Source organism: Pseudomonas oplopanacis (assembly GCF_057128725.1).
In genome coordinates this window covers 103,483-124,427 of sequence record NZ_JBSKHV010000006.1, presented here as the reverse complement: position 1 = coordinate 124,427, position 20,945 = coordinate 103,483, and the positions used below count along the sequence as shown (strand labels likewise).

The window sequence follows — 20,945 nt, the reverse complement described above, 5'->3', positions numbered from 1 at the left end:
GATTTGATCGTTTTAACCCAGTGTTTGTTACCCACGAAAAAAGGCCCATCCGAAGATGGGCCTTTTTTTGATTACCGCAAACTAACGTTCTGCAATTACAGAATGTTGAGTGGGTAGTCGGTGATCAGGCGGAACTCAGAGATATCGCCTTCGCCTTCGTCTGCGTTGGCGGTGTGCCATGCTTGACGGATGCGGAACGACAGATCTTTAGCTGGGCCGGATTGAATAACGTACTTGGCTTCCACGTTGACTTCGTGGTGTTTACCGTCAGCACCGTACAGACCAGCGTAAGCGCTGCCTGCTGGAGTGTTGGTACCGTCGATGTCCCAACCTTTCACGTAACGGGTCATGAAGCTCAGACCAGGTACGCCGTATTCGGCCATTTTCAGGTCGTAACGGGCTTGTACCGACTTCTCGCCAGGGGCGTTGAAGTCAGAGTACTGGATGGAGTTGGCGAGGAAGATCGAGTCGCCACCGCGGTTTTGGGAGGCTACGTGACCACCTACACCGATGTAGTCGAACGGAGTGTCGCCGTTCACTTTCTGGAAGCCCAGGGTCAGGGTGTGCGCTTTCAGGAACGAGAACGCAGCAGCCAGGGAGTAGGCGTTGTTGCTGATTTCGCCTGCTTTAGCGTTACCGGTGTCCTTGGTGTTGTAGTAGTTGGCGTCGAAGTTCAACGACTGATCGCCACCCAGTGGGAGGGTGTAGTTACCGTTGGCGTAGTACTGGTTCCAGACGTCTTCGAGCTTGGCACCGTAGAGCGAGAAGCTCAGGTTGTCGGTCACGCCGTACTTGCCACCGAAGTAGTCGATGGAATTGGCTTGCACGCCAGCGTAAGTAGCCCACAGTTCGCCGTCACGGGCGTTTTTGTCCTGGCTGGTCGCCGAGTAGAAGTGACCGGCTTCGAGGTCAAGGTCTTTGACTTCGCTGCTCTGCAGTTGGATACCGCTGGCCGTTTGGTGAAGGATACGCGAACCGCCAACAGCGAACACTGGAGAGGTGCTTGGCTGCATGTCGCCGACTTTCAGCTCGGTCTTGGAGATGCGGAACTTGGCAGCAGCGCCGGCTTTGCCCTGGCTGTTGTTGACTTCGCCATCATTGCCAACGGACATGTTGCCCGAACCTGCGTATTTGTCGGAACCGTCCAGCTTAATGGCCAGTTGGCCCCAAGCTTCAACGCCAACACCGATCAGACCCTGGGTGTAGCCAGAGCTGAAGTTGCCCTGAATGGCCTGGGTCCAGTCTTTGTCGTCGGTAGCGCCGTCAGTCTTGTTACGGTTGTAGTAGTAGTTGCGAACCAGCAAGTCGAGCTTGCTGTCTTCAACAAAACCTTTGGCTTCTGCCTGGTCGCTTACGAAAGGTGCGGCTACTGCCAACTGAGTACTGGCTGCTGCTGCAACTGCCAGTGCGATCATGCTCCACTTCATCACGCGCATCGTGATTTGCTCCTTTGGTTTTAGAAGAGTACTGCCGTCCCACCTGTTTTATTATCTGGGCGGCTCTTTCTTTTTGTGTCGGCGCAAACTTATATCACGCCGACCATGTTGGCGATACTTGCGTATCTAACCTTTCAGCTTCTTTACGACCCTGTCGCAAACAGCTTGGTAGATGTCGCAAATTTACAGCCTCAATGCAAGCGGACCGGCAACTTTAACGTTGTTTTCCAGAGCTTGAACATCGGTAAAAAGAGTCCTTGGTGAAACGTCTGAATCTCCATCGGGCAACCCTGCCGCTGTTTTTATTTGCCTTGAGTCCTCCACTTCCAGCAGAGGCGACCAAGGCGATGTGGGTGTGAATGCAACAAGCGTGCACAAAACAGAAATCTGTTACTGTTTTTTTCTGTCTGCCTGTCTATACGTGTAAAAACCTCATAAAACCGGGCGTTTCAAGCACGTTTTGTTCGGGCTTGACGCCAGGGTTTGCATAGTGTCTCAGCTTCCGGTTCGGCAGCGTGACAACCAAAAACGTTACCGGTTCACCCCAAAAGTGAGTAGATCGCGGATGCTGACCGACTCAGCGTAGACGAGCTGTGCGGTTTTGGTGCAAAAAATCTTAATCGCTGTACCGAATTCATACAGTGTTGTTATTTGTCTGGTTCGAACACATCGTTGTTAATCAGTCATTTCGGCGCTTTTGGCCGGATCGTTGGTCCTGTAATGGTGCGTCTGGACAAAAAATGTCTCATGGCGGGGCGCGTCTCTGGTCGTGAAGCGAGCGCCGTTCGCAGGTATGCTGCCGTCCTGTCGCTTGGCGCGCCGTCCCTCGGGAGGGGCGCTAAGCTGAAAAATGAGAACCAGGCGGGAGTGCGCACAGTGTTCGCTTTAGATCCACGGCTTCAACAAGACACGCTACCGATCGGGGATTTCCCGCTCTGCCGGCTGCTGTTGTCCAACGACTCGAATTATCCCTGGTTCATCCTGGTGCCTCGTCGCGACGATATCAGCGAGATATTTCAGTTGGGTGTCGCCGAGCAGCAACAGCTGTGGCAAGAGACGACCGCGCTGGCGGAAACGCTCAAGGATGCGTTTGACGCTGACAAGTTGAATGTTGCAGCGTTGGGTAATGTTGTCAGTCAATTGCACATGCATGTGATCGTGCGCAAGCGCGAGGACGCTGCCTGGCCTGCTCCGGTCTGGGGCAAGGTGCCGGCCAAACCCTACGAGGCAGACCAGATCGCTGCGATTCGCGAACGGCTGCGTTTGGTATTAACCGAAGACTTTACGTTTCTGGAGGGTTGAGTCATGAGCCTGGAAGATCGCGTTACCGATCTGGAGAGCCAGCTGGCGTTTCAGGATGACACCATCCAGTCATTGAGTGATGTGCTGGCGACGCAGCAGCGTGCAGTTGAACGCCTCCAGCTACAAATGGCTGCACTGCTCAAGCGCCAGGAAGAAATGGCGGGGCAGTTTGAAACCTTCGAAGAAGAAGCACCGCCGCCGCATTACTGAAATGCTGGCCATAAAAAACCGCGAACAGCCAGGCTGTTCGCGGTTTTTTTTAGCCTTTGAATCAGCGACGCGGCAGTGCGGCGATCACATCTTCGGCTTGCAGGCCTTTGTCACGGTTCATCACGGAGAATTCCACGCGCTGGCCTTCGACCAGAACGCGGTGACCTTCGCCACGAATAGCCCGGAAATGCACGAAAATATCATCGCCGGAATCGCGGGAAATAAAGCCGAAGCCTTTGGAAGTGTTGAACCACTTGACGGTGCCGGTATCGCGGTTGCTCATGTCATAGCTTGGCGAGGCGGCGGCCGGTGACGATTTGTAGAAGCTGACGCCCAGGTGCAGTAACACCGCGCTCAGGGCTGCGACCAGGCTGAACAGGACGGCAGGTTGACCGGCGATGACAGGCATCGGCGCGAGCAACGTCAGGATTTGCAGGAGAACGGCCAGCACCAGCAGAACGCTGACCAGGTTTTGCAGTTGGTGACGCGGGCCTTTGTTCCAGTAGGGGATAACCGGAGCAAGGGTGAGGTTCAACAGGCCGAAAAAGGCCAGGTACAGTGCATCGGGTTGTTGCAGGTAAGGGACCGCTTCAGCTCGCAGGCTGGGGATGAAGGACAGCAGCAGGGCTGCTGCGCCCGTTAGCAGGTGGACGATTTTCAACATTTTGATTAACTCACGTTAAGACGGATCACAAGGAAGAGCTGAGGGAAGACGGTTCGCTTCGGAACAATAAGAGGCGTTGGGCACGTATTCGGTATCAGCCTATGCGCAGCCCCCGGAAAATAGGCGGTCGCGACACCCTGTCTATTTAACAGCAAAGCCTGCGGCTACTCAAATCAGGCAGTCCGGCGGTGCCCGGGAGGTTGATTTGTGCGCACTTTGCCGTTTTGCTTCTTCAAATCTCATTTGCACGCGGTAAAACGCGTCTGATCACGTAGGAAATTGGCCGGCCTAGGACGCTCTCCATGATCCCCATTCAGCTGTTGGCTTATCCTACGTCGATGGTCATAAAGTCATCTGGATATACCTTTGCGCCTGCGCTTTTATAAGGCAACACAACAAATGTGGGTCTTATAGAAGGCAAGGATGACAAAGGAGTGTCAGCGATATGGTTTACGAAGACAGGTCTGGCGAGGGGAGGGATATCAGGGTTGATCCGTTCGTCAGTGAATTTGATATGGGGCTGGCCCGGCCGTTATCCCGTTCGGTGCGTTTGAATGGTTTTGCGACCTGCTTGCGGCTTGAGCAGGTCTACTGGGACATTTTGGGCGATATGGCCAAGGTCAATCGCTGTTCGGTCAGCGCACTGTTGTCCCATGTGGACCGCGAAGTGCATTTGCGTCATGGCGGAGTCAAGAACTTTACCGGGCTGGTGCGGGTTGTCTGCGTCGTGCGTAGCTTGAAGGAAGGTGGCGGCGTTGCGACACCCTAGTCGCGGCGGCGTAACGGACTGAGTGTCAGTCTGTGCAGTCTTACGGCTGCACAGGCTGCATTTAATGGATATAATCCCGCTCTTTGCCGCAAAACCCAGCGTGTGCGGTAGCAATCTGATCGCCGAGACAACCCCCATGCCGATGTACGACTATCAATGTGCTTCCTGTGGTCATCAGTTGGAAGCCATTCAAAAGATCAGCGCAGCACCGCTGGTCGACTGCCCTGCCTGCCAGGCGCCAGAGCTGAAAAAGATGCTGTCCATGCCAGGTTTCCGCCTCAGCGGCACCGGCTGGTACGAAACCGATTTCAAGACCGGCTCGAAGAAGAACCTGGCCGGCGGCGACAAAGCTGACTAGGGTCTAGGGCCTGAGTTGAACCACACGTGCGAGCGCTTGCATCATCGGGCACCTTATATAAAGGGCAGGATATGCAGGGCTCCGACCGAATTTCGAATTACGAGAAGCGAAACCACTACCATGATGCGCAGCCATTATTGCGGCCAACTGAACGAAAGCCTGGAAGGCCAGGAAATTACTCTTTGCGGTTGGGTTCACCGTCGCCGTGACCACGGTGGGGTGATTTTCCTCGATATCCGTGATCGTGACGGTCTGGCCCAGGTGGTGTTCGACCCGGACCGCGCTGAATCCTTCGCCGCCGCCGATCGCGTGCGCAGCGAATACGTCGTGAAGATCACCGGCAAGGTTCGCCTGCGTCCGGCCGGTGCGACCAACGCCAACATGGCGTCGGGCATGATCGAAGTCCTCGGCTACGAACTGGAAGTGCTGAACGAATCGGAAACCCCGCCGTTCCCGCTGAACGAGTTCTCCGATGTCGGCGAAGAAACCCGCCTGCGCTATCGCTTCCTTGATCTGCGTCGCCCGGAAATGGCCGAGAAGCTGCGTCTGCGTTCGCGCATGACCACCAGCATCCGTCGTTTCCTGGACGAGAACGGCTTCCTCGACGTCGAGACGCCGATCCTGACCCGCGCGACCCCTGAAGGTGCTCGCGACTACCTGGTGCCGAGCCGTACTCACGCCGGTTCGTTCTTTGCCTTGCCGCAATCGCCACAGCTGTTCAAGCAGCTGCTGATGGTGGCTGGCTTCGACCGTTACTACCAGATCGCCAAGTGCTTCCGCGACGAAGACCTGCGGGCTGATCGCCAGCCGGAATTCACCCAGATCGACATCGAGACCAGCTTCCTCGATGAAAACGAGATCATGGGCATCACCGAAAAAATGATCCGCAACCTGTTCAAGGAAGTGCTGGATCTGGAATTCGGCGACTTCCCGCACATGACCTTCGCAGAAGCCATGCGCCGTTACGGTTCCGACAAGCCGGACCTGCGTAACCCGCTGGAACTGGTTGACGTTGAAGATCAACTGAAAGAAGTCGACTTCAAGGTGTTCAGCGGCCCGGCCAACGACCCGAAATGCCGTATTGCCGCGTTGCGCGTTCCAGGCGCTGCGAGCATGCCGCGCAAGCAAATTGACGACTACACCAAGTTCGTCGGCATCTACGGTGCCAAGGGCCTGGCGTACATCAAGGTCAACGAGCGCGCCAAAGGCGTTGAAGGTCTGCAATCGCCGATCGTCAAGAACATCCCTGAAGCCAACCTCAATGTGATCCTCGATCGCGTTGGTGCGGTTGACGGCGACATCGTGTTCTTCGGTGCCGACAAGGCCAAGATCGTCAGCGAAGCTCTGGGTGCACTGCGGATCAAGGTCGGTAACGATCTGAACCTGCTGACTTGCAAGTGGGCGCCAATGTGGGTCGTCGACTTCCCGATGTTCGAAGAGAACGACGACGGCAGCTTCACCGCCTTGCACCACCCGTTCACCGCGCCGAAGTGCACTCCGGAAGAACTGGAAGCCAACCCGGCGACCGCTCTGTCCCGTGCCTACGACATGGTGCTGAACGGCACCGAGCTGGGTGGCGGTTCGATCCGTATCCACCGCAAGGAAATGCAGCAGACTGTATTCCGCCTGCTGGGCATCAACGAAGCTGAACAGGAAGAGAAGTTCGGCTTCCTGCTCGACGCCCTGAAGTACGGCGCGCCGCCACACGGTGGCCTGGCCTTCGGTCTGGACCGTCTGGTGATGCTGATGACCGGCGCCCAGTCGATCCGTGAAGTGATCGCCTTCCCGAAAACCCAGAGCGCGGCGGACGTCATGACTCAGGCACCGGGCCAGGTGGATGCCAAGGCATTGCGCGAACTGCACATTCGTCTGCGCGAAACGCCAAAGGCTGAGTAAGGCTGACCGCAAAGGCGCATCCTTTTGGGTGCGCCTTTTCTTTAGGTCGAGATTTTTTGGTTGCTGGCCGACACTGAGTGCGGCGGGCAATGTTTCAAAGAGAATTCGGAGCGAGTTATGGCGGGTCATTCCAAGTGGGCGAACATCAAGCACCGCAAAGAACGTCAGGATGCCAAGAAGGGCAAGATTTTCACCAAGTGGATTCGTGAACTGACCGTTGCTGCCCGACAGGGTGGCGGTGACCCGGGCTCCAACCCGCGCCTGCGTCTGGCGCTGGACAAGGCCCTTGGCGCGAACATGAGCCGCGACATCATTGATCGCGCCGTTGCGCGCGGTGCCGGTGCTGCCGACACCGACGACATGGTCGAGCTGAGCTACGAAGGCTACGGCCCGGGTGGCGTGGCGGTGATGGTCGAGTGCATGACCGACAACCGTAATCGCACTGCGGCCGCTGTTCGCCATGCGTTCAGCAAATGTGGCGGCAACCTTGGCACCGACGGTTCCGTGGCTTATCTGTTCGAGCGCAAAGGGCAGATTTCCTTCGCGCCAGGCGTTGATGAAGACGCGCTGATCGAAGCGGCGATGGAAGCCGACGCCGATGACGTGGTCACCCACGAAGACGGCTCCATTGATGTGTTCACCTCGTTCGCCGGCTTCTATTCCGTGCGCAACGCGCTGGAAGCGGCCGGTTTCAAGGGTGAAGACGCTGAAATCGTCATGCTGCCGACCACCAGCGCCGAGCTGGACCTGGAAGGCGCCGAGAAGGTACTCAAGCTGATTGACATGCTTGAAGACCTGGATGATGTGCAGAACGTCTATTCCAATGCGGACATCCCTGAATCGGTAGCCGCACAATTAGGTTAAGGGCGACTAAGATTCAATGTGGGAGCGAGCCTGCTCGCGAATGCGGATTTTCACGCAACATCGTTGCTGAATATGAAACCGCTTTCGCGAGCGGGCTCGCTCCCACATTTGTTATTCGCTGAATTGAATATCGTGCTTTTACTGAATCCGCAGGCGTTATGACTTTAATTCTTGGTATCGACCCCGGTTCGCGTATTACCGGTTATGGCGTGGTGCGCGATACCGGGCGTGGCTGTGTGTATGTGGCGTCGGGCTGCATTCGTACCGGCTCGGGAGAATTGCATGAGCGTCTGCAAATCGTTTATCGCGGCGTGCGTGAAATCATCCAGACATACGGCCCGGTCACCATGGGCATCGAAAAAGTGTTCATGGCGCGCAATGCCGACTCTGCACTGAAACTGGGGCAGGCGCGCGGTGCGGCCATCGTTGCCGGTGCCGAAGAAAGCCTGGAAATCGCCGAGTACACCGCAACCCAGGTCAAGCAGGCAGTGACCGGCACCGGTGCGGCGAATAAAGAACAGGTGCAAATGATGGTCATGCACATGCTGAAATTGACCAGCAAGCCGCAAATCGACGCCTCTGACGCCCTGGCCATCGCCATTTGCCATGCGCACACCCGTTCCAGTCTGTTGCCCCATGGCCTGGGGACGGCACGCAGTCGTGGCGGGCGCCTGCGTCTCTGATAGCATCAGCAATCATTTTTTATGGAATGAGGGTTTTCGTGTCTGTGTTGTCGACGCGAACCCTTGCTCTGTCGGTCGCCAGGCATTGATCTGGCCAACGCTCAAGGATCTGTAACGTGATTGGACGCTTGCGCGGCACACTGGCTGAAAAACAGCCGCCGCACCTGATTCTGGATGTAAACGGTCTGGGGTATGAGCTGGAAGTGCCCATGACCACGCTGTATCGCTTGCCGTCGGTCGGTGAACCGCTGACCTTGCACACCCACTTGGTCGTACGCGAAGACGCGCAGTTACTCTATGGCTTCTTTGGAAAGCGTGAGCGAGACTTTTTCCGCGAGCTGATCCGTCTCAATGGTGTAGGGCCGAAATTGGCGCTGGCATTGATGTCCAGTCTGGAAGTCGATGAGCTGGTCCGTTGCGTACAGTCCCAGGACACCTCGGCGCTGACCAAGGTGCCGGGCGTGGGCAAGAAGACGGCGGAACGTTTGCTGGTGGAACTCAAGGACCGCTTCAAGGCCTGGGAAACCGTACCGGCTATGTTCGCGCTGGTGCCCAATCAGCCGGGCGGGCCAGATGCGCCGGCGCCGGTCGCCACCGCCGAAAACGATGCGGTCAGCGCGTTGATCTCCCTGGGCTACAAGCCGCAGGAGGCCAGCAAGGCGATTTCCGCGATCAAGGAGAAAGGCTTGAGCAGTGAAGACCTGATTCGTCGTGCCCTGAAGGGAATGATTTAAGTGATTGAAGCTGATCGTCTGATTGCCGCCACCCCGGGTCCCCGTGACCGCGAGGAAGTCCAGGACCGGGCGATTCGTCCCGTCAGCCTGGCCGAATACATCGGCCAGCCGACCGTTCGCGAGCAAATGGAGTTGTTCATCCAGGCGGCTCGTGGGCGCAACGAGTCGTTGGATCACACGCTGATCTTCGGTCCGCCGGGTCTGGGTAAAACCACCTTGGCGAACATCATCGCCCAGGAAATGGGCGTGTCGATCAAGAGCACATCAGGTCCGGTGCTGGAACGCCCGGGTGACCTGGCGGCGCTGTTGACCAACCTTGAACCCCACGACGTACTGTTCATCGATGAAATCCATCGCCTGTCGCCGATTGTCGAAGAAGTGCTGTACCCGGCCATGGAAGATTTCCAGCTCGACATCATGATCGGCGAGGGGCCGGCCGCGCGTTCGATCAAGCTTGATTTGCCACCCTTCACCCTCGTCGGTGCAACGACCCGTGCCGGCATGTTGACCAACCCCTTGCGCGACCGCTTCGGGATCGTCCAGCGCCTGGAGTTCTACAGCACCGCGGACCTGGCAACGATTGTCAGCCGTTCGGCGAGCATCCTTGGTTTGCCGCTGGACCCGGAAGGCGCCTTCGAAATCGCCCGGCGTGCCCGCGGTACGCCGCGGATCGCCAACCGATTGCTGCGTCGGGTGCGCGATTTCGCCGAGGTGCGCGCCAAGGGCCACATCACCAAGCCGATTGCCGACCTTGCGTTGAACCTGCTGGATGTCGACGAACGTGGCTTCGACCACCAGGACCGGCGCCTGCTGTTGACCATGATCGAGAAGTTCGACGGCGGGCCGGTCGGGGTGGACAGCCTGGCCGCCGCCATCAGCGAAGAACGCCACACCATTGAAGACGTGCTGGAGCCGTACCTGATCCAGCAGGGCTACATCATGCGCACCCCGCGGGGGCGAGTGGTGACCCGGCATGCGTATTTGCACTTCGGTTTAAATATCCCGTCACGATTGGGCGAAATGCCCGTGGTAGACGAGTTCCTTGACGCCGTGGATGATTAATAATTTTTGCGCGCTGATATATTCGGCTTTTGTGCGGTCCGAGGACCGTGCTTTTGCGAAAAAGCCCGCAGATCAATGAAAAACAGTTGCCTGGCCGGATTGGCAACCTGAGGAGTAAGCACTAGAGTATGCGCGCGCAAAACGGGCTTGAGCCGTTCACACATCGTTGTCGCGTTTATTACGAGGACACCGATGCGGGCGGCATCGTGTATTACGTCAATTACCTCAAGTTTATGGAACGGGCTCGAACCGAGCGGCTCCGGGATCTGGGCTTTGCCCAATCGGCGCTGGCAGGGGAGGACCTGTTGTTTGTCGTGCATTCCAGCGAAGCGCGTTACCACGCGCCGGCGCGACTGGACGACGAGCTTCTGGTAAGCGCTGAAGTAATCGAATTGAACCGGGTCAGCCTGCGTTTCAAGCAGCAGGTCAGGCGGGCAACGGATAATGTGCTGCTCTGCGAAGGGCAGTTTTTGGTGGCCTGTGTGCGCACTAACAGTTTGAAACCCCGGGCCATTCCCGAAGCTCTACGTGCGGCCTTTGCCGACGTGAGCGGCGCGGGTACACACTCAAAGCAGGAGATAAAGCGTGGAAGCTAACGTCGTCGACCATTCCTCCATGTGGAGCCTGGTCAGCAATGCCAGTATCGTGGTGCAACTGGTAATGCTGATCCTGGTAGCCGCATCGGTGACCTCATGGATCATGATTTTTCAGCGCAGCAATTTGATTCGTGCCGGTCGACGTGCCCTGGAGAGCTTTGAAGAGCGCTTCTGGTCCGGTATCGACCTGTCCAAACTCTACCGTCAGGCCGGCAGCAACCCTGATCCGGATTCGGGCGTCGAGCAGATTTTCCGTGCCGGTTTCAAGGAATTCTCCCGTCTGCGCCAGCAGCCAGGCGTTGACCCGGAAGCGGTCATGGAAGGCGTGGCCCGTGCCATGCGCGTTGCCATTTCCCGCGAAGAAGAGAAGCTCGAACAGAGCCTGCCATTCCTGGCCACCGTTGGTTCCGTGAGCCCGTACATCGGTCTGTTCGGTACGGTCTGGGGCATCATGAACTCCTTCCGTGGCCTGGCCACTGCCCAGCAAGCGACCCTGGCCACTGTGGCTCCGGGTATCGCCGAAGCACTGATCGCCACCGCGATCGGTCTGTTCGCTGCCATCCCGGCCGTTATTGCTTACAACCGCTTCTCTGCTCGCAGCGAAACCCTGCTGAGCCGTTACTACACCTTCGCCGATGAATTCCAGGCGATCCTGCACCGCAAAGTGCACACCAGCGAAGAATAAGCAGGTAATTTCCAATGGCTTTAATCGCTCGAGCTCGCAAAAAGCGCAAGCCGGTTGCCGAGATGAACGTAGTGCCTTACATCGACGTGATGCTGGTGCTGCTGGTCATCTTCATGGTGACCGCGCCGATGCTCAATCAGGGCGTGAAAGTTGATCTGCCCAAGGTTTCCAGCGAAGCCTTGCCGCAGGACAACAACACCCAGGTCCTGACCATTTCGATCAAGGCTGACAAGACCTACTACTGGAACCTTGGCAGCGAAGTCGACACCGAAAAGCAGCAGGACAAGGCCATGACCTTGCCGCAGATGACTGACGCGGTGACCAAGATCATTCGTGCTGGCACTGAAGGTGGCAAGCGCACTCAGGTGTTCATCCGCGGCGACAAGACCGTCGACTACGGTTCGGTCATGGGTGCCATGGGCGGTTTGCAGAAAGCCGGCGTCGGTAACGTTGGCTTGATTACCGAGGCGCCCTGATGCAGCAACAACGAGAGCCAACAGCCTCGGAAAGCTACTTCTGGCCTAGTGTCTGGGCGATTGGCTTGCACGTGCTGGTGTTCGGCATGCTGTTTGTCAGTTTTGCCATGACGCCTGAGTTGCCGCCGGCCAAGCCGATTGTCCAGGCGACCCTGTACCAGCTGAAATCGAAAAGTCGGGCGACCACCCAGACCAATCAGAAGATTGCAGGTGAAGCGCAGAAAACTGCTGCGCGTCAGACCGAAGTCGAACAGCTGGAACAGAAAAAGGTCGAGCAGGAAGCGGTGAAGGCTGCGGAACAAAAGAAAGAAGAAGCGGCTCAAAAGGCCGAGGAAGCCAAGAAGGCCGACGAGTCGAAGAAAGCGGATGAGGCGAAAAAGGCTGATGAAGCCAAGAAAGCCGATGAAGCGAAGAAGACCGCCGAAGCCAAGAAGGCCGAAGAGAAACAATTGGCTGATATAGCCAAGAAGAAATCCGAAGAAGAAGCCAAGAAAGCCGCTGAAGAAGAGGCCAAGAAAGAGGCCGCTGAAGAAGCCAAGAAGAAAATCGTCGAAGACGCGAAGAAGAAAGCCGCCGAAGACGCCAAGAAGAAAGCTGAAGCTGAAGAGGCGAAGAAGAAAGTCGCCGAAGACGCGAAGAAGAAAGCTGCTGCCGATGCTGCGAAGAAGAAATCGCAGGATGCGGCACGTAAATCTACCGAAGACAAAAAGGCCCAGGCCTTGGCAGATTTGCTTTCCGACACGCCACAGCGCCAGCAGGCCTTGGCGGATGAGCAGGGTGACGAAGTCGCCGGCAGTTTCGATGATTTGATTCGTCTTCGTGCAGCGGAAGGCTGGGCTCGTCCTCCTTCGGCACGCAAAGGTATGACAGTTGTGCTGCAAATCGGCATGTTGCCGGATGGTACGGTGACTTCGGCCAGCGTGGCCAAGTCCAGTGGCGACGGTCCGTTTGATGCGTCTGCTGTAGCGGCGGTCAAGAATATTGGACGTTTGACAGAAATGCAGGGAATGAAGCCGAGCGATTTCGCTCCGTATCGTTCATTCAAGATGACATTCACGCCTGAGGATTTAGCCCCGTGAGAAACCTTCTACGAGGAATGCTTGTCGCTATCTGCTGCCTGGCAGGGATGGCGATGGCGGATGAGAAAAACATTCTGGTCACCAGCGGCAGTGATCGGGCCACCCCGATCGCGGTCGTTCCGTTTGCGTTCCAGGGCGGTGCGGTGCTGCCGGACGACATGTCCGAAATCATCGGTAACGACCTGCGCAACTCGGGTTACTACTCGCCGATTCCAAAGCAGAACATGATCAGCTTGCCGAGCCAGGCCAGCGAAATCATTTTCCGTGACTGGAAGGCGGTTGGTGCCCAGTACATCATGGTCGGCAGCATTGTTCCGGCCGGCGGTCGCCTGCAGGTTCAGTACGCTCTGTTCAACGTCGCCACCGAGCAGCAAGTGCTGACCGGCAGCGTGTCGGGCAGCACTGATCAACTGCGCGACATGGCGCACTACATCTCCGACCAGTCGTTTGAAAAGCTGACCGGTATCAAAGGTGCGTTCTCGACGCGTCTGTTGTACGTGACAGCTGAGCGTTTCTCCGAGAAGAACACGCGCTACACGCTGCAGCGTTCGGACTATGACGGTGCCCGTGCCGTGACCCTGCTGCAATCGCGCGAGCCGATCCTGTCGCCGCGTTTTGCACCGGATGGCAAGCGCATCGCGTATGTGTCGTTCGAGCAGAAGCGCCCGCGTATCTTCATGCAGAACATCGACACCGGTCGCCGCGAGCAGATCACCAACTTCGAAGGCCTGAATGGTGCGCCAGCCTGGTCACCGGATGGCAATCGCCTGGCATTCGTCCTGTCCAAGGACGGCAACCCGGACATCTATGTGATGAACCTGGGTTCGCGTCAGATCTCTCGCGTCACCAACGGTCCCGGCATCAACACCGAACCGTTCTGGGGTAAGGATGGTTCGACCATCTACTTCACCTCCGACCGTGGCGGCAAGCCGCAGATCTACAAAACCAGCGTCAGTGGTGGTGGTGCGGAACGTGTGACCTTCGTTGGTAACTACAACGCCAACCCTAAATTGTCGGCTGATGAAAAGACCCTGGTGATGATTCACCGCCAGGACGGCTTCACCAATTTCAAGGTGGCAGCCCAGGATTTGCAGCGAGGTAGTGTAAAGATCCTCACTGATAGCACTCTGGACGAGTCGCCTACTGTCGCGCCCAACGGCACCATGGTAATCTACGCCACCCGCCAGCAGGGCCGGGGAGTCTTGATGCTCGTGTCCATTAATGGACGCGTAAGGCTCCCGCTTCCTACCGCTCAAGGCGAAGTTCGAGAACCTTCCTGGTCCCCTTACCTGAACTGACGCGGCGCTACACGTTTTACTTAACACACTGGGGTTCATTAGGAGTTTCACGATGGAAATGCTGAAGTTTGGTAAATTTGCTGCGCTGGCTCTGGCCATGGCTGTAGCTGTAGGTTGCTCGTCCAAAGGCGGCGACAACGCCGGTGAAGGCGCTGTTGATCCAAACGCTGGTTACGGCGCAAACACTGGTGCCGTTGACGGTTCCCTGAGCGAAGAAGCTGCTCTGCGCGCAATCACCACCTTCTACTTCGAATACGACAGCTCGGACCTGAAGCCAGAAGCCATGCGCGCTCTGGATGTTCACGCCAAAGACCTGAAAGCAAACGGCGCTCGCGTTGTTCTGGAAGGCAACACCGACGAACGTGGTACTCGTGAGTACAACATGGCACTGGGCGAGCGTCGTGCGAAAGCCGTTCAACGCTACCTGGTACTGCAAGGTGTTTCCCCAGCTCAGCTGGAACTGGTTTCCTACGGCGAAGAGCGTCCAGTTGCTACCGGCAACGACGAGCAGTCCTGGGCTCAAAACCGTCGCGTCGAACTGCGTAAGTAATTCGTCATGCGAACGTGCCGTCGTGCTGTAACTGTCTTGGCTCTCAGTCTCGCACCGCTTGCGGTGTGGGCTGCGGTTCCTGTGGTCGATAACAACTCTGGTTCTAACAGCGGGAGTAGTTATCCGCCTGCGGGTTACGGTACGAACGGCGCCTATGCCGGGGGAGGGGTTTCGACCCCTGTCTCGGCACAGGGCCAGCTGTTCAACCAACTGCAACAAATGCAGGAGCAGATCTCGCGCCAACAGGGTGTGATCGAAGAACTGCAAAATGATGTAGCGCGCATGAAGCAAGAGAACCTGGAGCGATATCAGGATCTTGATCGGCGCATAGGAACCGGCGTTGCACCTGCCGCGACTCCTGAAAATTCTTCCACTGGTGGTGATTTGAACGCCCCTAGTGCAGCAGCAGCTGGCGCAAGTGCAGGAGCGGCCGCCGCTGCCACTTCCACACAAGCGCCTGCCGCGGGTAGCGAACCGGCGGATCCGGCGAAGGAAAAGCTGTATTACGACGCAGCCTTCGACCTGATCAAAGCCAAGGATTTTGACAAGGCCAGCCAGGCTTTTGCCGCTTTCCTGCGCAAATACCCGAACAGCCAATACGCGGGCAATGCCCAGTACTGGTTGGGCGAAGTGAACCTGGCCAAAGGCGATCTGCAAGGTGCAGGTCAGGCGTTTGCCAAGGTTTCACAGCTGTACCCAAAGCACGCCAAAGTGCCTGATTCGTTGTACAAGCTGGCTGATGTAGAACGCCGCCTCGGTCACACCGACAAGGTCAAAGGCATTCTGCAGCAGGTTGTGTCGCAGTATCCGGGCACTTCCGCCGCTCAGCTGGCCCAGCGTGATCTGCAAAAAATGTAAGGCTGCTTGACCCGTTTCGAAGAAACCCGCGCTTGTCGCGGGTTTTTTCGTTAGAATTCACGCCCTTTTTATGAAACACGCTTTTTGGGATCTGCGCGGTGGCGGGGTTCCTTGAAGTGCCTGACGGAGGCGGACAGCCTGTTTAGCTGTTATGCCCGTGGCGACTATGCAAGACACATTGAGAATTACCGAAGTTTTTTACTCGTTGCAGGGTGAAACGCGAACTGCCGGGCTGCCCACAGTATTTGTGCGCCTGACCGGTTGCCCTTTGCGTTGCCAATACTGCGACAGCGCCTACGCGTTCACTGGCGGCACCATTCGCCCGCTCGACGACATCCTCGAGCAAGTGGCCGGTTTCCGCCCGCGTTACGTGTGTGTTACCGGTGGCGAGCCACTGGCACAACCTAACGCCATCCCATTGCTCAAGCAGTTGTGCGACGCCGGTTACGAAGTGTCACTGGAAACCAGTGGTGCGCTCGACATCTCGGCGGTAGATTCCCGGGTCAGTCGCGTTGTCGACCTGAAAACCCCGGGTTCGAAAGAAGCACACCGCAACCGCTACGAAAATATCGAGCTGCTCACGCCTAACGATCAGGTGAAGTTTGTCATCTGCTCGCGGGAAGACTATGACTGGGCCGTGTCCAAGCTGATCCAGTACGGTCTTGACCGGCGCGCCGGCGAAGTCCTGTTCTCGCCAAGCCACCACGACCTGAATGCTCGGGACCTGGCGGATTGGGTGGTGGCGGACAACCTGCCAGTGCGTCTGCAATTGCAGCTGCATAAATATCTTTGGAATGACGAGCCGGGGCGCTGATATGACGGAACAACTGAACACCGCTGAAAAACGTGCAGTCATCCTGCTGTCCGGCGGGCTGGACTCGGCGACGGTCGTGGCCATGGCCCGCGCCGAAGGCTACAGCTGCTACACCATGAGCTTCGATTACGGCCAGCGCTCTCAAGCAGAGTTGCACGCCGCCGCACGCGTCGCCCGTGACCTGGGTGTGGTCGAGCACAAGGTGATCGGCCTCAACCTGAACGGTATGGGCGGCTCGGCGCTGACCGACAGCAGCATCGACATTCCGGAGGAGCTGGGGGAGGGCATTCCAGTGACTTACGTGCCGGCGCGCAACACGGTATTCCTGTCGCTGGCGTTGGGCTGGGCTGAAGTGCTCGGTGCGCGTGACATCTTCATTGGCGTGAATGCGGTGGATTACTCTGGTTACCCGGACTGCCGTCCCGAGTTCATCGAGTCCTTCGAGCGCATGGCCAATCTGGCAACCAAGGCCGGCGTAGAGGGCAATGGCTTCCGTATCCAGGCCCCCCTGCAGAACCTTAGCAAGGCGCAGATCGTTGAGGCGGGCGTGAAGCTGGGCGTCGATTACGGGCTGACGGTTTCCTGCTATCAGGCTGATGATGACGGCCGTGCATGCGGCAAATGCGACAGCTGCCGACTGCGTGCGGAAGGCTTCGTGGCGGCCGGAATCAGCGACCCAACACCTTATTTTTGATTTATTTCAAATTAGGTGTTGAATAGTCCTTAAAAATCAGTATTATACGCGCCACCACACAGCGGGTCGTTAGCTCAGTTGGTAGAGCAGTTGGCTTTTAACCAATTGGTCGTAGGTTCGAATCCCACACGACCCACCATTTTTGTAGCAGTTTTAAAAGTCTGGAAGGCCCACGCAAGTGAGGATTTCCGGATTTTTTTTTGCCTGCGATTTGAGGTCGCCCAGGTGCAGGGCTGCACCGCGTGACACAGGTCAGAATCATCTTTTGCATCCACGGGATATTCTGTAGCCTTGCGCAACTTCAACGCTGTCCGTGCCTGATGAAAACTCACTTTCCCGGCGGTACCCTGACGGGTCCGGAGCCGGGTGTATACTCGACTTTCGCGCGAAAGCGCCTGCAGGTCTTGCGAACATGACGCAGATTTCCGAACGCCTTCTGGTTCAAGCTCACCTCGACGCCAAGCAGCCCAAGCCGCTGACCGCCGAGGAAGAGGCTTATTACCGTGCCGCCATCGCCGCCGAGCTCAAAGCTCAGGACGCGGTGCTGGTTGCCCACTTCTATTGCGATCCGGTGATTCAGGCCCTGGCCGAAGAAACCGGTGGTTGCGTCTCCGACTCGCTGGAGATGGCTCGTTTCGGCAGAGATCACTCGGCCAAGACCGTTGTGGTCGCCGGTGTGAAGTTCATGGGCGAAACCGCGAAAATCCTCACCCCTGAAAAACGAATTCTGATGCCCACCCTCGAAGCGACGTGCTCGCTGGACCTGGGTTGCCCGGTGGACGAGTTTTCGGCGTTCTGTGATCAGCACCCGGAACGTACCGTCGTGGTGTATGCCAATACCTCGGCGGCGGTCAAAGCCCGGGCGGACTGGGTGGTGACATCCAGCTGCGCGCTGGAGATCGTTGAAAGCCTGATGGATAACGGCGAGACCATCATCTGGGGCCCGGACAAACACTTGGGCACCTACATTCAGCGCCAGACCGGTGCGGACATGCTGTTGTGGGACGGTGCCTGCATCGTTCACGAAGAGTTCAAGTCCAAGCAGCTTGAAGACATGAAAGCGCTGTACCCGGATGCCGCCATTCTGGTGCACCCGGAATCGCCGACTTCGGTGATCGAGCTGGCGGATGCCGTCGGTTCCACCAGTCAGTTGATCGCAGCGGCGCAAAGCCTGCCGAACAAGACCCTGATTGTCGCCACCGATCGCGGCATCTTCTACAAGATGCAGCAGCTGTGCCCGGACAAGGTCTTCATTGAGGCGCCAACGGCCGGTAACGGCGCAGCCTGCCGCAGTTGCGCACACTGCCCGTGGATGGCGATGAACACCCTTGAGCGCACGCTGAAGAGCTTGAAAGAGGGGGCGAACGAGATCTTTGTGGATCCGGCGCTGATTCCGCAGGCGATTCGGCCGTTGAAGCGCATGCTGGACTTCACTCAGGCTGCTCGGATGAAGCTGGCTGGCAACGCCTGAGATCTGTCAGGTAAGCAGCAATAAAACTGTGGGAGCGAGCCCTGTGGTGAGGGGGCTCGCTCCCACATTGATTTGTGTATGGCTGAATTACTTGGTCTTCTTTGGGATGCGAACAAGCTGGGTGTTGGAATACATGTCATGCCAGCTGCGTTTCTGCTTATCGAACAGCGACCAGAAGAAGCCCAGCCCCACGCACAGCCACGACGCAATCGACACCACAAACCGCAACAACGCCTGCCACAGGCTGATGGATGAGCCATCGGCATTCTGCACACGGATGCACCATACCTGCATGCCGAGAGTCTGACCCGACCAGGTCCAGAACTTGGCGAAAAAGCCGAACAGCACAAACAGCAGCACCGTCGAAAGCAATGGATCACCATCCAGCGCGCCTGCTTCCGTCAGGGTGCGCATTTTCTCTTCGCCGAGGATCGCCATCTGGATCATCTTGTAAATGCCGCTGGTGACGATCAGCAGGGCGGTACACAACAGGAAGTCATAGAACATCGCTGCCAGGCGACGACCCAGGGTGGCGGCGGGAAAGTCGCCCTGGGGGTTGAGCAAGTGTTTCGACATGGCAGCCTCTGGGCGGAAAAAAAGCCATTTTACGGATTTACGCGCACAAAAAAGCCCCTGATGTCAGCATCAGGGGCTTTTTCGTAACAGAAGATTAACCTTCTGCTTGAACCTCGTCAGCCTGCATGCCTTTCTGGCCTTGCACAGCAACGAAAGTCACTTTCTGGCCTTCTTTCAGGCTCTTGAAGCCGTTGCCCTGGATGGCGCGGAAATGCACGAACAGATCCGGACCGCTTTCAGGAGTGATAAAACCAAAACCTTTCTCGTCGTTAAACCACTTGACGGTACCGCTCTGACGTTGGGACATTTCTTATTTCCTATGACGCAAAAATTAATGACAGTCTCCTTCTCATGAAAGAGTACTGGGGCTGGTTGCAGGAGAGTAAGAAGACGTCGAACGGGATGTAGCTAACTTGTAGGCTACTGCCCAGGTCACGATTCCAAGCGACCCATGCAAACACAGTGAACAAACTCTACGCCAACTACGGGAGAAAAAACAAGCCCCGTCAGGGGCCCGGTTTTGCTCAGGTTGGCCGTACTAGTCGATCCACTAGTGCTGTCTTATTCTTTGTCGCTGTTCAATTGTTTTCGATCGTTATAAGCAACGTTCATAAACGAAGGCTGGCTATAAAGATATGCACTATTTTATGGCGGTTGCGTTACACATTAGTGCACTGTTAACGCAACCGCGTTACTTATAGAAACAGTCAATCAGCCGCGATAGTAGCGTTGTGCAACAAATGGCATTTTGCTTACAAGCAAAGGTACCTTTTTCCCACGAACGATCGCCCAAACGGGTGTGTCGATAGCGATATAAGCGCTGTCGAGGTAACCCATGGCCAAAGGAGCGCCCAGAGTCGGACCGAAGCCGCCACTGCAGACAGCGCCGATGATGTCGCCAGCTTCGTTGACGATTTCTGCGCCTTCACGCACGGGCGTACGTTCCTGAGGCAGCAAACCGACGCGCTTGCGGCTGACGCCACCTTGTTGTTGTGCGAACACGGTTTCAGCGCCAGGGAAGCCGCCGGCCCGCGCGCCATCGGCACGACGAGGCTTGGAGATGGCCCACAGCAGGCTCGCTTCGATCGAGGTGGTGTCGGTGTTCATGTCGTGGCCATAGAGGCACAGACCGGCTTCCAGGCGCAGCGAGTCGCGGGCGCCAAGGCCGATGGCCTCTACTTCAGGTTCAGCCAGCAGGGCGCGAGCCAGAGCTTCGGCGTTGGCGGCCGGTACCGAGATTTCGAAACCGTCTTCACCGGTGTAGCCCGAACGGCTGACGAAGCAGTCCACGCCCAGCAGTTTCACGCGGGCGAACTGCATGAAGGTCATCTTCGCCACTTCCGGCGCCAGGCGTGCGAGCACGGTGACGGCGGCCGGGCCTTGCAGGGCCAGCAACGCGCGTTCTTCGAACAGCGGCTCGATGGTGCACTGCTCGCCGATGTGCTTGCGCAGGTGTGCCAGGTCCTGATCCTTGCAGGCCGCGTTGACCACCAGGAACAGTTCGTCGTTACCGAGGTTGGCAACCATCAGGTCATCGAGGATGCCACCGGTTTCGTTGGTGAACATTGCGTAGCGCTGCATGCCCACCGGCAGGTCGATGATGTCCACCGGCACCAGGGTTTCCAGGGCCTTGGCGGCATTGGCGCCGGTCAGGCGAATCTGGCCCATGTGCGACACATCGAACAGCCCGGCCTGATCACGGGTGTGCTGGTGTTCTTTCATCACGCCGAGCGGGTATTGCACCGGCATGTCATAGCCGGCGAACGGCACCATGCGGGCACCGAGTTCGACGTGCAGTGCGTGCAGCGGGGTTTTCAGCAATTGTTCGGTGGACATATTCAGCTCCTGAAAAAGTGTGCAGTGCGCGTGA

At 57.3% G+C, this 20,945-nt stretch carries 24 protein-coding genes and 1 tRNA gene; 20 read left to right on the top strand and 5 right to left on the bottom strand.

Annotated elements, in window-relative coordinates:
• Nucleotides 1-95: 95 nt before the first annotated feature.
• Nucleotides 96-1,436 carry an OprD family porin gene (locus tag ACWKV5_RS14610; protein WP_483841789.1) on the bottom strand — a complete coding sequence of 447 codons (1,341 nt, stop codon included), beginning with the start codon at nucleotides 1,434-1,436 and terminating at the stop codon, nucleotides 96-98.
• An 876-nt stretch (nucleotides 1,437-2,312) separates the two neighbouring features.
• Between ACWKV5_RS14610 and ACWKV5_RS14605 the strand changes: the two genes are divergently transcribed.
• Nucleotides 2,313-2,738 (top strand): HIT family protein, encoded by a 426-nt coding sequence (locus ACWKV5_RS14605; RefSeq protein ID WP_483841932.1) that lies wholly within the window; start codon nucleotides 2,313-2,315, stop codon nucleotides 2,736-2,738.
• 3 nt (nucleotides 2,739-2,741) lie between these two features.
• Nucleotides 2,742-2,948: a SlyX family protein gene (locus ACWKV5_RS14600; RefSeq protein WP_010457497.1), complete on the top strand. Its 207-nt coding sequence runs from the start codon at nucleotides 2,742-2,744 to the stop codon at nucleotides 2,946-2,948.
• A gap of 61 nt (nucleotides 2,949-3,009) precedes the next feature.
• Here ACWKV5_RS14600 and ACWKV5_RS14595 read toward each other — a convergent pair whose 3' ends face one another.
• A complete protein-coding gene (locus ACWKV5_RS14595) occupies nucleotides 3,010-3,612 on the bottom strand; it encodes a cold-shock protein (RefSeq protein WP_123432954.1) in 603 nt (200 codons plus the stop codon).
• A 445-nt stretch (nucleotides 3,613-4,057) separates the two neighbouring features.
• Here ACWKV5_RS14595 and ACWKV5_RS14590 point away from each other — a divergent pair, with 445 nt between their 5' ends.
• From ACWKV5_RS14590 to nadA, 18 genes are all read left to right on the top strand, one after another.
• Nucleotides 4,058-4,381 carry a ribbon-helix-helix domain-containing protein gene (locus tag ACWKV5_RS14590; RefSeq protein ID WP_483841788.1) on the top strand — a complete coding sequence of 108 codons (324 nt, stop codon included), beginning with the start codon at nucleotides 4,058-4,060 and terminating at the stop codon, nucleotides 4,379-4,381.
• A gap of 136 nt (nucleotides 4,382-4,517) precedes the next feature.
• A complete protein-coding gene (locus ACWKV5_RS14585; protein ID WP_010457489.1) occupies nucleotides 4,518-4,739 on the top strand; it encodes an FmdB family zinc ribbon protein in 222 nt (73 codons plus the stop codon).
• A 120-nt stretch (nucleotides 4,740-4,859) separates the two neighbouring features.
• Entirely contained in the window at nucleotides 4,860-6,635 is a 1,776-nt protein-coding gene (gene aspS, locus ACWKV5_RS14580) for an aspartate--tRNA ligase (protein WP_027922935.1), read from the top strand.
• A 117-nt stretch (nucleotides 6,636-6,752) separates the two neighbouring features.
• Nucleotides 6,753-7,499 carry a YebC/PmpR family DNA-binding transcriptional regulator gene (locus tag ACWKV5_RS14575; RefSeq protein WP_483841787.1) on the top strand — a complete coding sequence of 249 codons (747 nt, stop codon included), beginning with the start codon at nucleotides 6,753-6,755 and terminating at the stop codon, nucleotides 7,497-7,499.
• Between the two features lie 158 nt (nucleotides 7,500-7,657).
• The gene (gene ruvC, locus ACWKV5_RS14570) at nucleotides 7,658-8,182 is read left to right on the top strand and encodes a crossover junction endodeoxyribonuclease RuvC (RefSeq protein WP_007945844.1); all 525 of its coding nucleotides are present in this window, start codon (nucleotides 7,658-7,660) and stop codon (nucleotides 8,180-8,182) included.
• Nucleotides 8,183-8,298: 116 nt separating this feature from the next.
• Nucleotides 8,299-8,916, top strand: a complete 618-nt coding sequence (gene ruvA / locus ACWKV5_RS14565) for a Holliday junction branch migration protein RuvA (protein ID WP_059182263.1) — start codon at nucleotides 8,299-8,301, stop codon at nucleotides 8,914-8,916.
• Nucleotides 8,917-9,978, top strand: a complete 1,062-nt coding sequence (ruvB, locus tag ACWKV5_RS14560) for a Holliday junction branch migration DNA helicase RuvB (protein WP_027922938.1) — start codon at nucleotides 8,917-8,919, stop codon at nucleotides 9,976-9,978.
• 128 nt (nucleotides 9,979-10,106) lie between these two features.
• The gene (gene ybgC, locus ACWKV5_RS14555; protein ID WP_027922939.1) at nucleotides 10,107-10,574 is read left to right on the top strand and encodes a tol-pal system-associated acyl-CoA thioesterase; all 468 of its coding nucleotides are present in this window, start codon (nucleotides 10,107-10,109) and stop codon (nucleotides 10,572-10,574) included.
• Nucleotides 10,564-11,259 carry a protein TolQ gene (gene tolQ / locus ACWKV5_RS14550; RefSeq protein WP_140667542.1) on the top strand — a complete coding sequence of 232 codons (696 nt, stop codon included), beginning with the start codon at nucleotides 10,564-10,566 and terminating at the stop codon, nucleotides 11,257-11,259. Before ybgC ends, tolQ begins: the two co-directional genes overlap by 11 nt.
• 23 nt (nucleotides 11,260-11,282) lie before the next feature.
• Complete coding sequence (gene tolR, locus ACWKV5_RS14545) at nucleotides 11,283-11,735, top strand: protein TolR (RefSeq protein WP_161807482.1); 453 nt, start codon at nucleotides 11,283-11,285, stop codon at nucleotides 11,733-11,735.
• Nucleotides 11,735-12,814, top strand: a complete 1,080-nt coding sequence (gene tolA, locus ACWKV5_RS14540; protein WP_483841786.1) for a cell envelope integrity protein TolA — start codon at nucleotides 11,735-11,737, stop codon at nucleotides 12,812-12,814. The genes tolR and tolA overlap by 1 nt, the downstream gene beginning before the upstream one ends.
• 17 nt (nucleotides 12,815-12,831) lie before the next feature.
• A complete protein-coding gene (gene tolB / locus ACWKV5_RS14535; protein ID WP_483841931.1) occupies nucleotides 12,832-14,112 on the top strand; it encodes a Tol-Pal system beta propeller repeat protein TolB in 1,281 nt (426 codons plus the stop codon).
• A 52-nt stretch (nucleotides 14,113-14,164) separates the two neighbouring features.
• Nucleotides 14,165-14,662 carry a peptidoglycan-associated lipoprotein Pal gene (gene pal / locus ACWKV5_RS14530; RefSeq protein WP_003178634.1) on the top strand — a complete coding sequence of 166 codons (498 nt, stop codon included), beginning with the start codon at nucleotides 14,165-14,167 and terminating at the stop codon, nucleotides 14,660-14,662.
• A gap of 6 nt (nucleotides 14,663-14,668) precedes the next feature.
• On the top strand, nucleotides 14,669-15,520 hold the full coding sequence (ybgF, locus tag ACWKV5_RS14525) for a tol-pal system protein YbgF (protein WP_483841785.1): 852 nt from the start codon (nucleotides 14,669-14,671) through the stop codon (nucleotides 15,518-15,520).
• Between the two features lie 166 nt (nucleotides 15,521-15,686).
• Nucleotides 15,687-16,334, top strand: coding sequence for a 7-carboxy-7-deazaguanine synthase QueE (gene queE / locus ACWKV5_RS14520; RefSeq protein WP_046032066.1), 648 nt, complete (start codon nucleotides 15,687-15,689; stop codon nucleotides 16,332-16,334).
• Nucleotide 16,335: 1 nt separating this feature from the next.
• Complete coding sequence (gene queC / locus ACWKV5_RS14515; protein ID WP_483841784.1) at nucleotides 16,336-17,028, top strand: 7-cyano-7-deazaguanine synthase QueC; 693 nt, start codon at nucleotides 16,336-16,338, stop codon at nucleotides 17,026-17,028.
• A gap of 63 nt (nucleotides 17,029-17,091) precedes the next feature.
• Nucleotides 17,092-17,167: transfer RNA gene (locus ACWKV5_RS14510), tRNA-Lys, on the top strand.
• Between the two features lie 273 nt (nucleotides 17,168-17,440).
• Nucleotides 17,441-18,499, top strand: a complete 1,059-nt coding sequence (gene nadA, locus ACWKV5_RS14505; protein WP_483841783.1) for a quinolinate synthase NadA — start codon at nucleotides 17,441-17,443, stop codon at nucleotides 18,497-18,499.
• Nucleotides 18,500-18,586: 87 nt separating this feature from the next.
• Here the strand turns inward: nadA and ACWKV5_RS14500 are convergent, their stop codons facing one another.
• From ACWKV5_RS14500 to gcvT, 3 genes are all read right to left on the bottom strand, one after another.
• Nucleotides 18,587-19,075, bottom strand: a complete 489-nt coding sequence (locus ACWKV5_RS14500) for an RDD family protein (RefSeq protein WP_483841782.1) — start codon at nucleotides 19,073-19,075, stop codon at nucleotides 18,587-18,589.
• Nucleotides 19,076-19,169: 94 nt separating this feature from the next.
• Nucleotides 19,170-19,382, bottom strand: a complete 213-nt coding sequence (locus tag ACWKV5_RS14495) for a cold-shock protein (RefSeq protein ID WP_007934683.1) — start codon at nucleotides 19,380-19,382, stop codon at nucleotides 19,170-19,172.
• Between the two features lie 404 nt (nucleotides 19,383-19,786).
• Nucleotides 19,787-20,911, bottom strand: a complete 1,125-nt coding sequence (gene gcvT / locus ACWKV5_RS14490; protein WP_483841781.1) for a glycine cleavage system aminomethyltransferase GcvT — start codon at nucleotides 20,909-20,911, stop codon at nucleotides 19,787-19,789.
• Nucleotides 20,912-20,945: the final 34 nt, after the last annotated feature.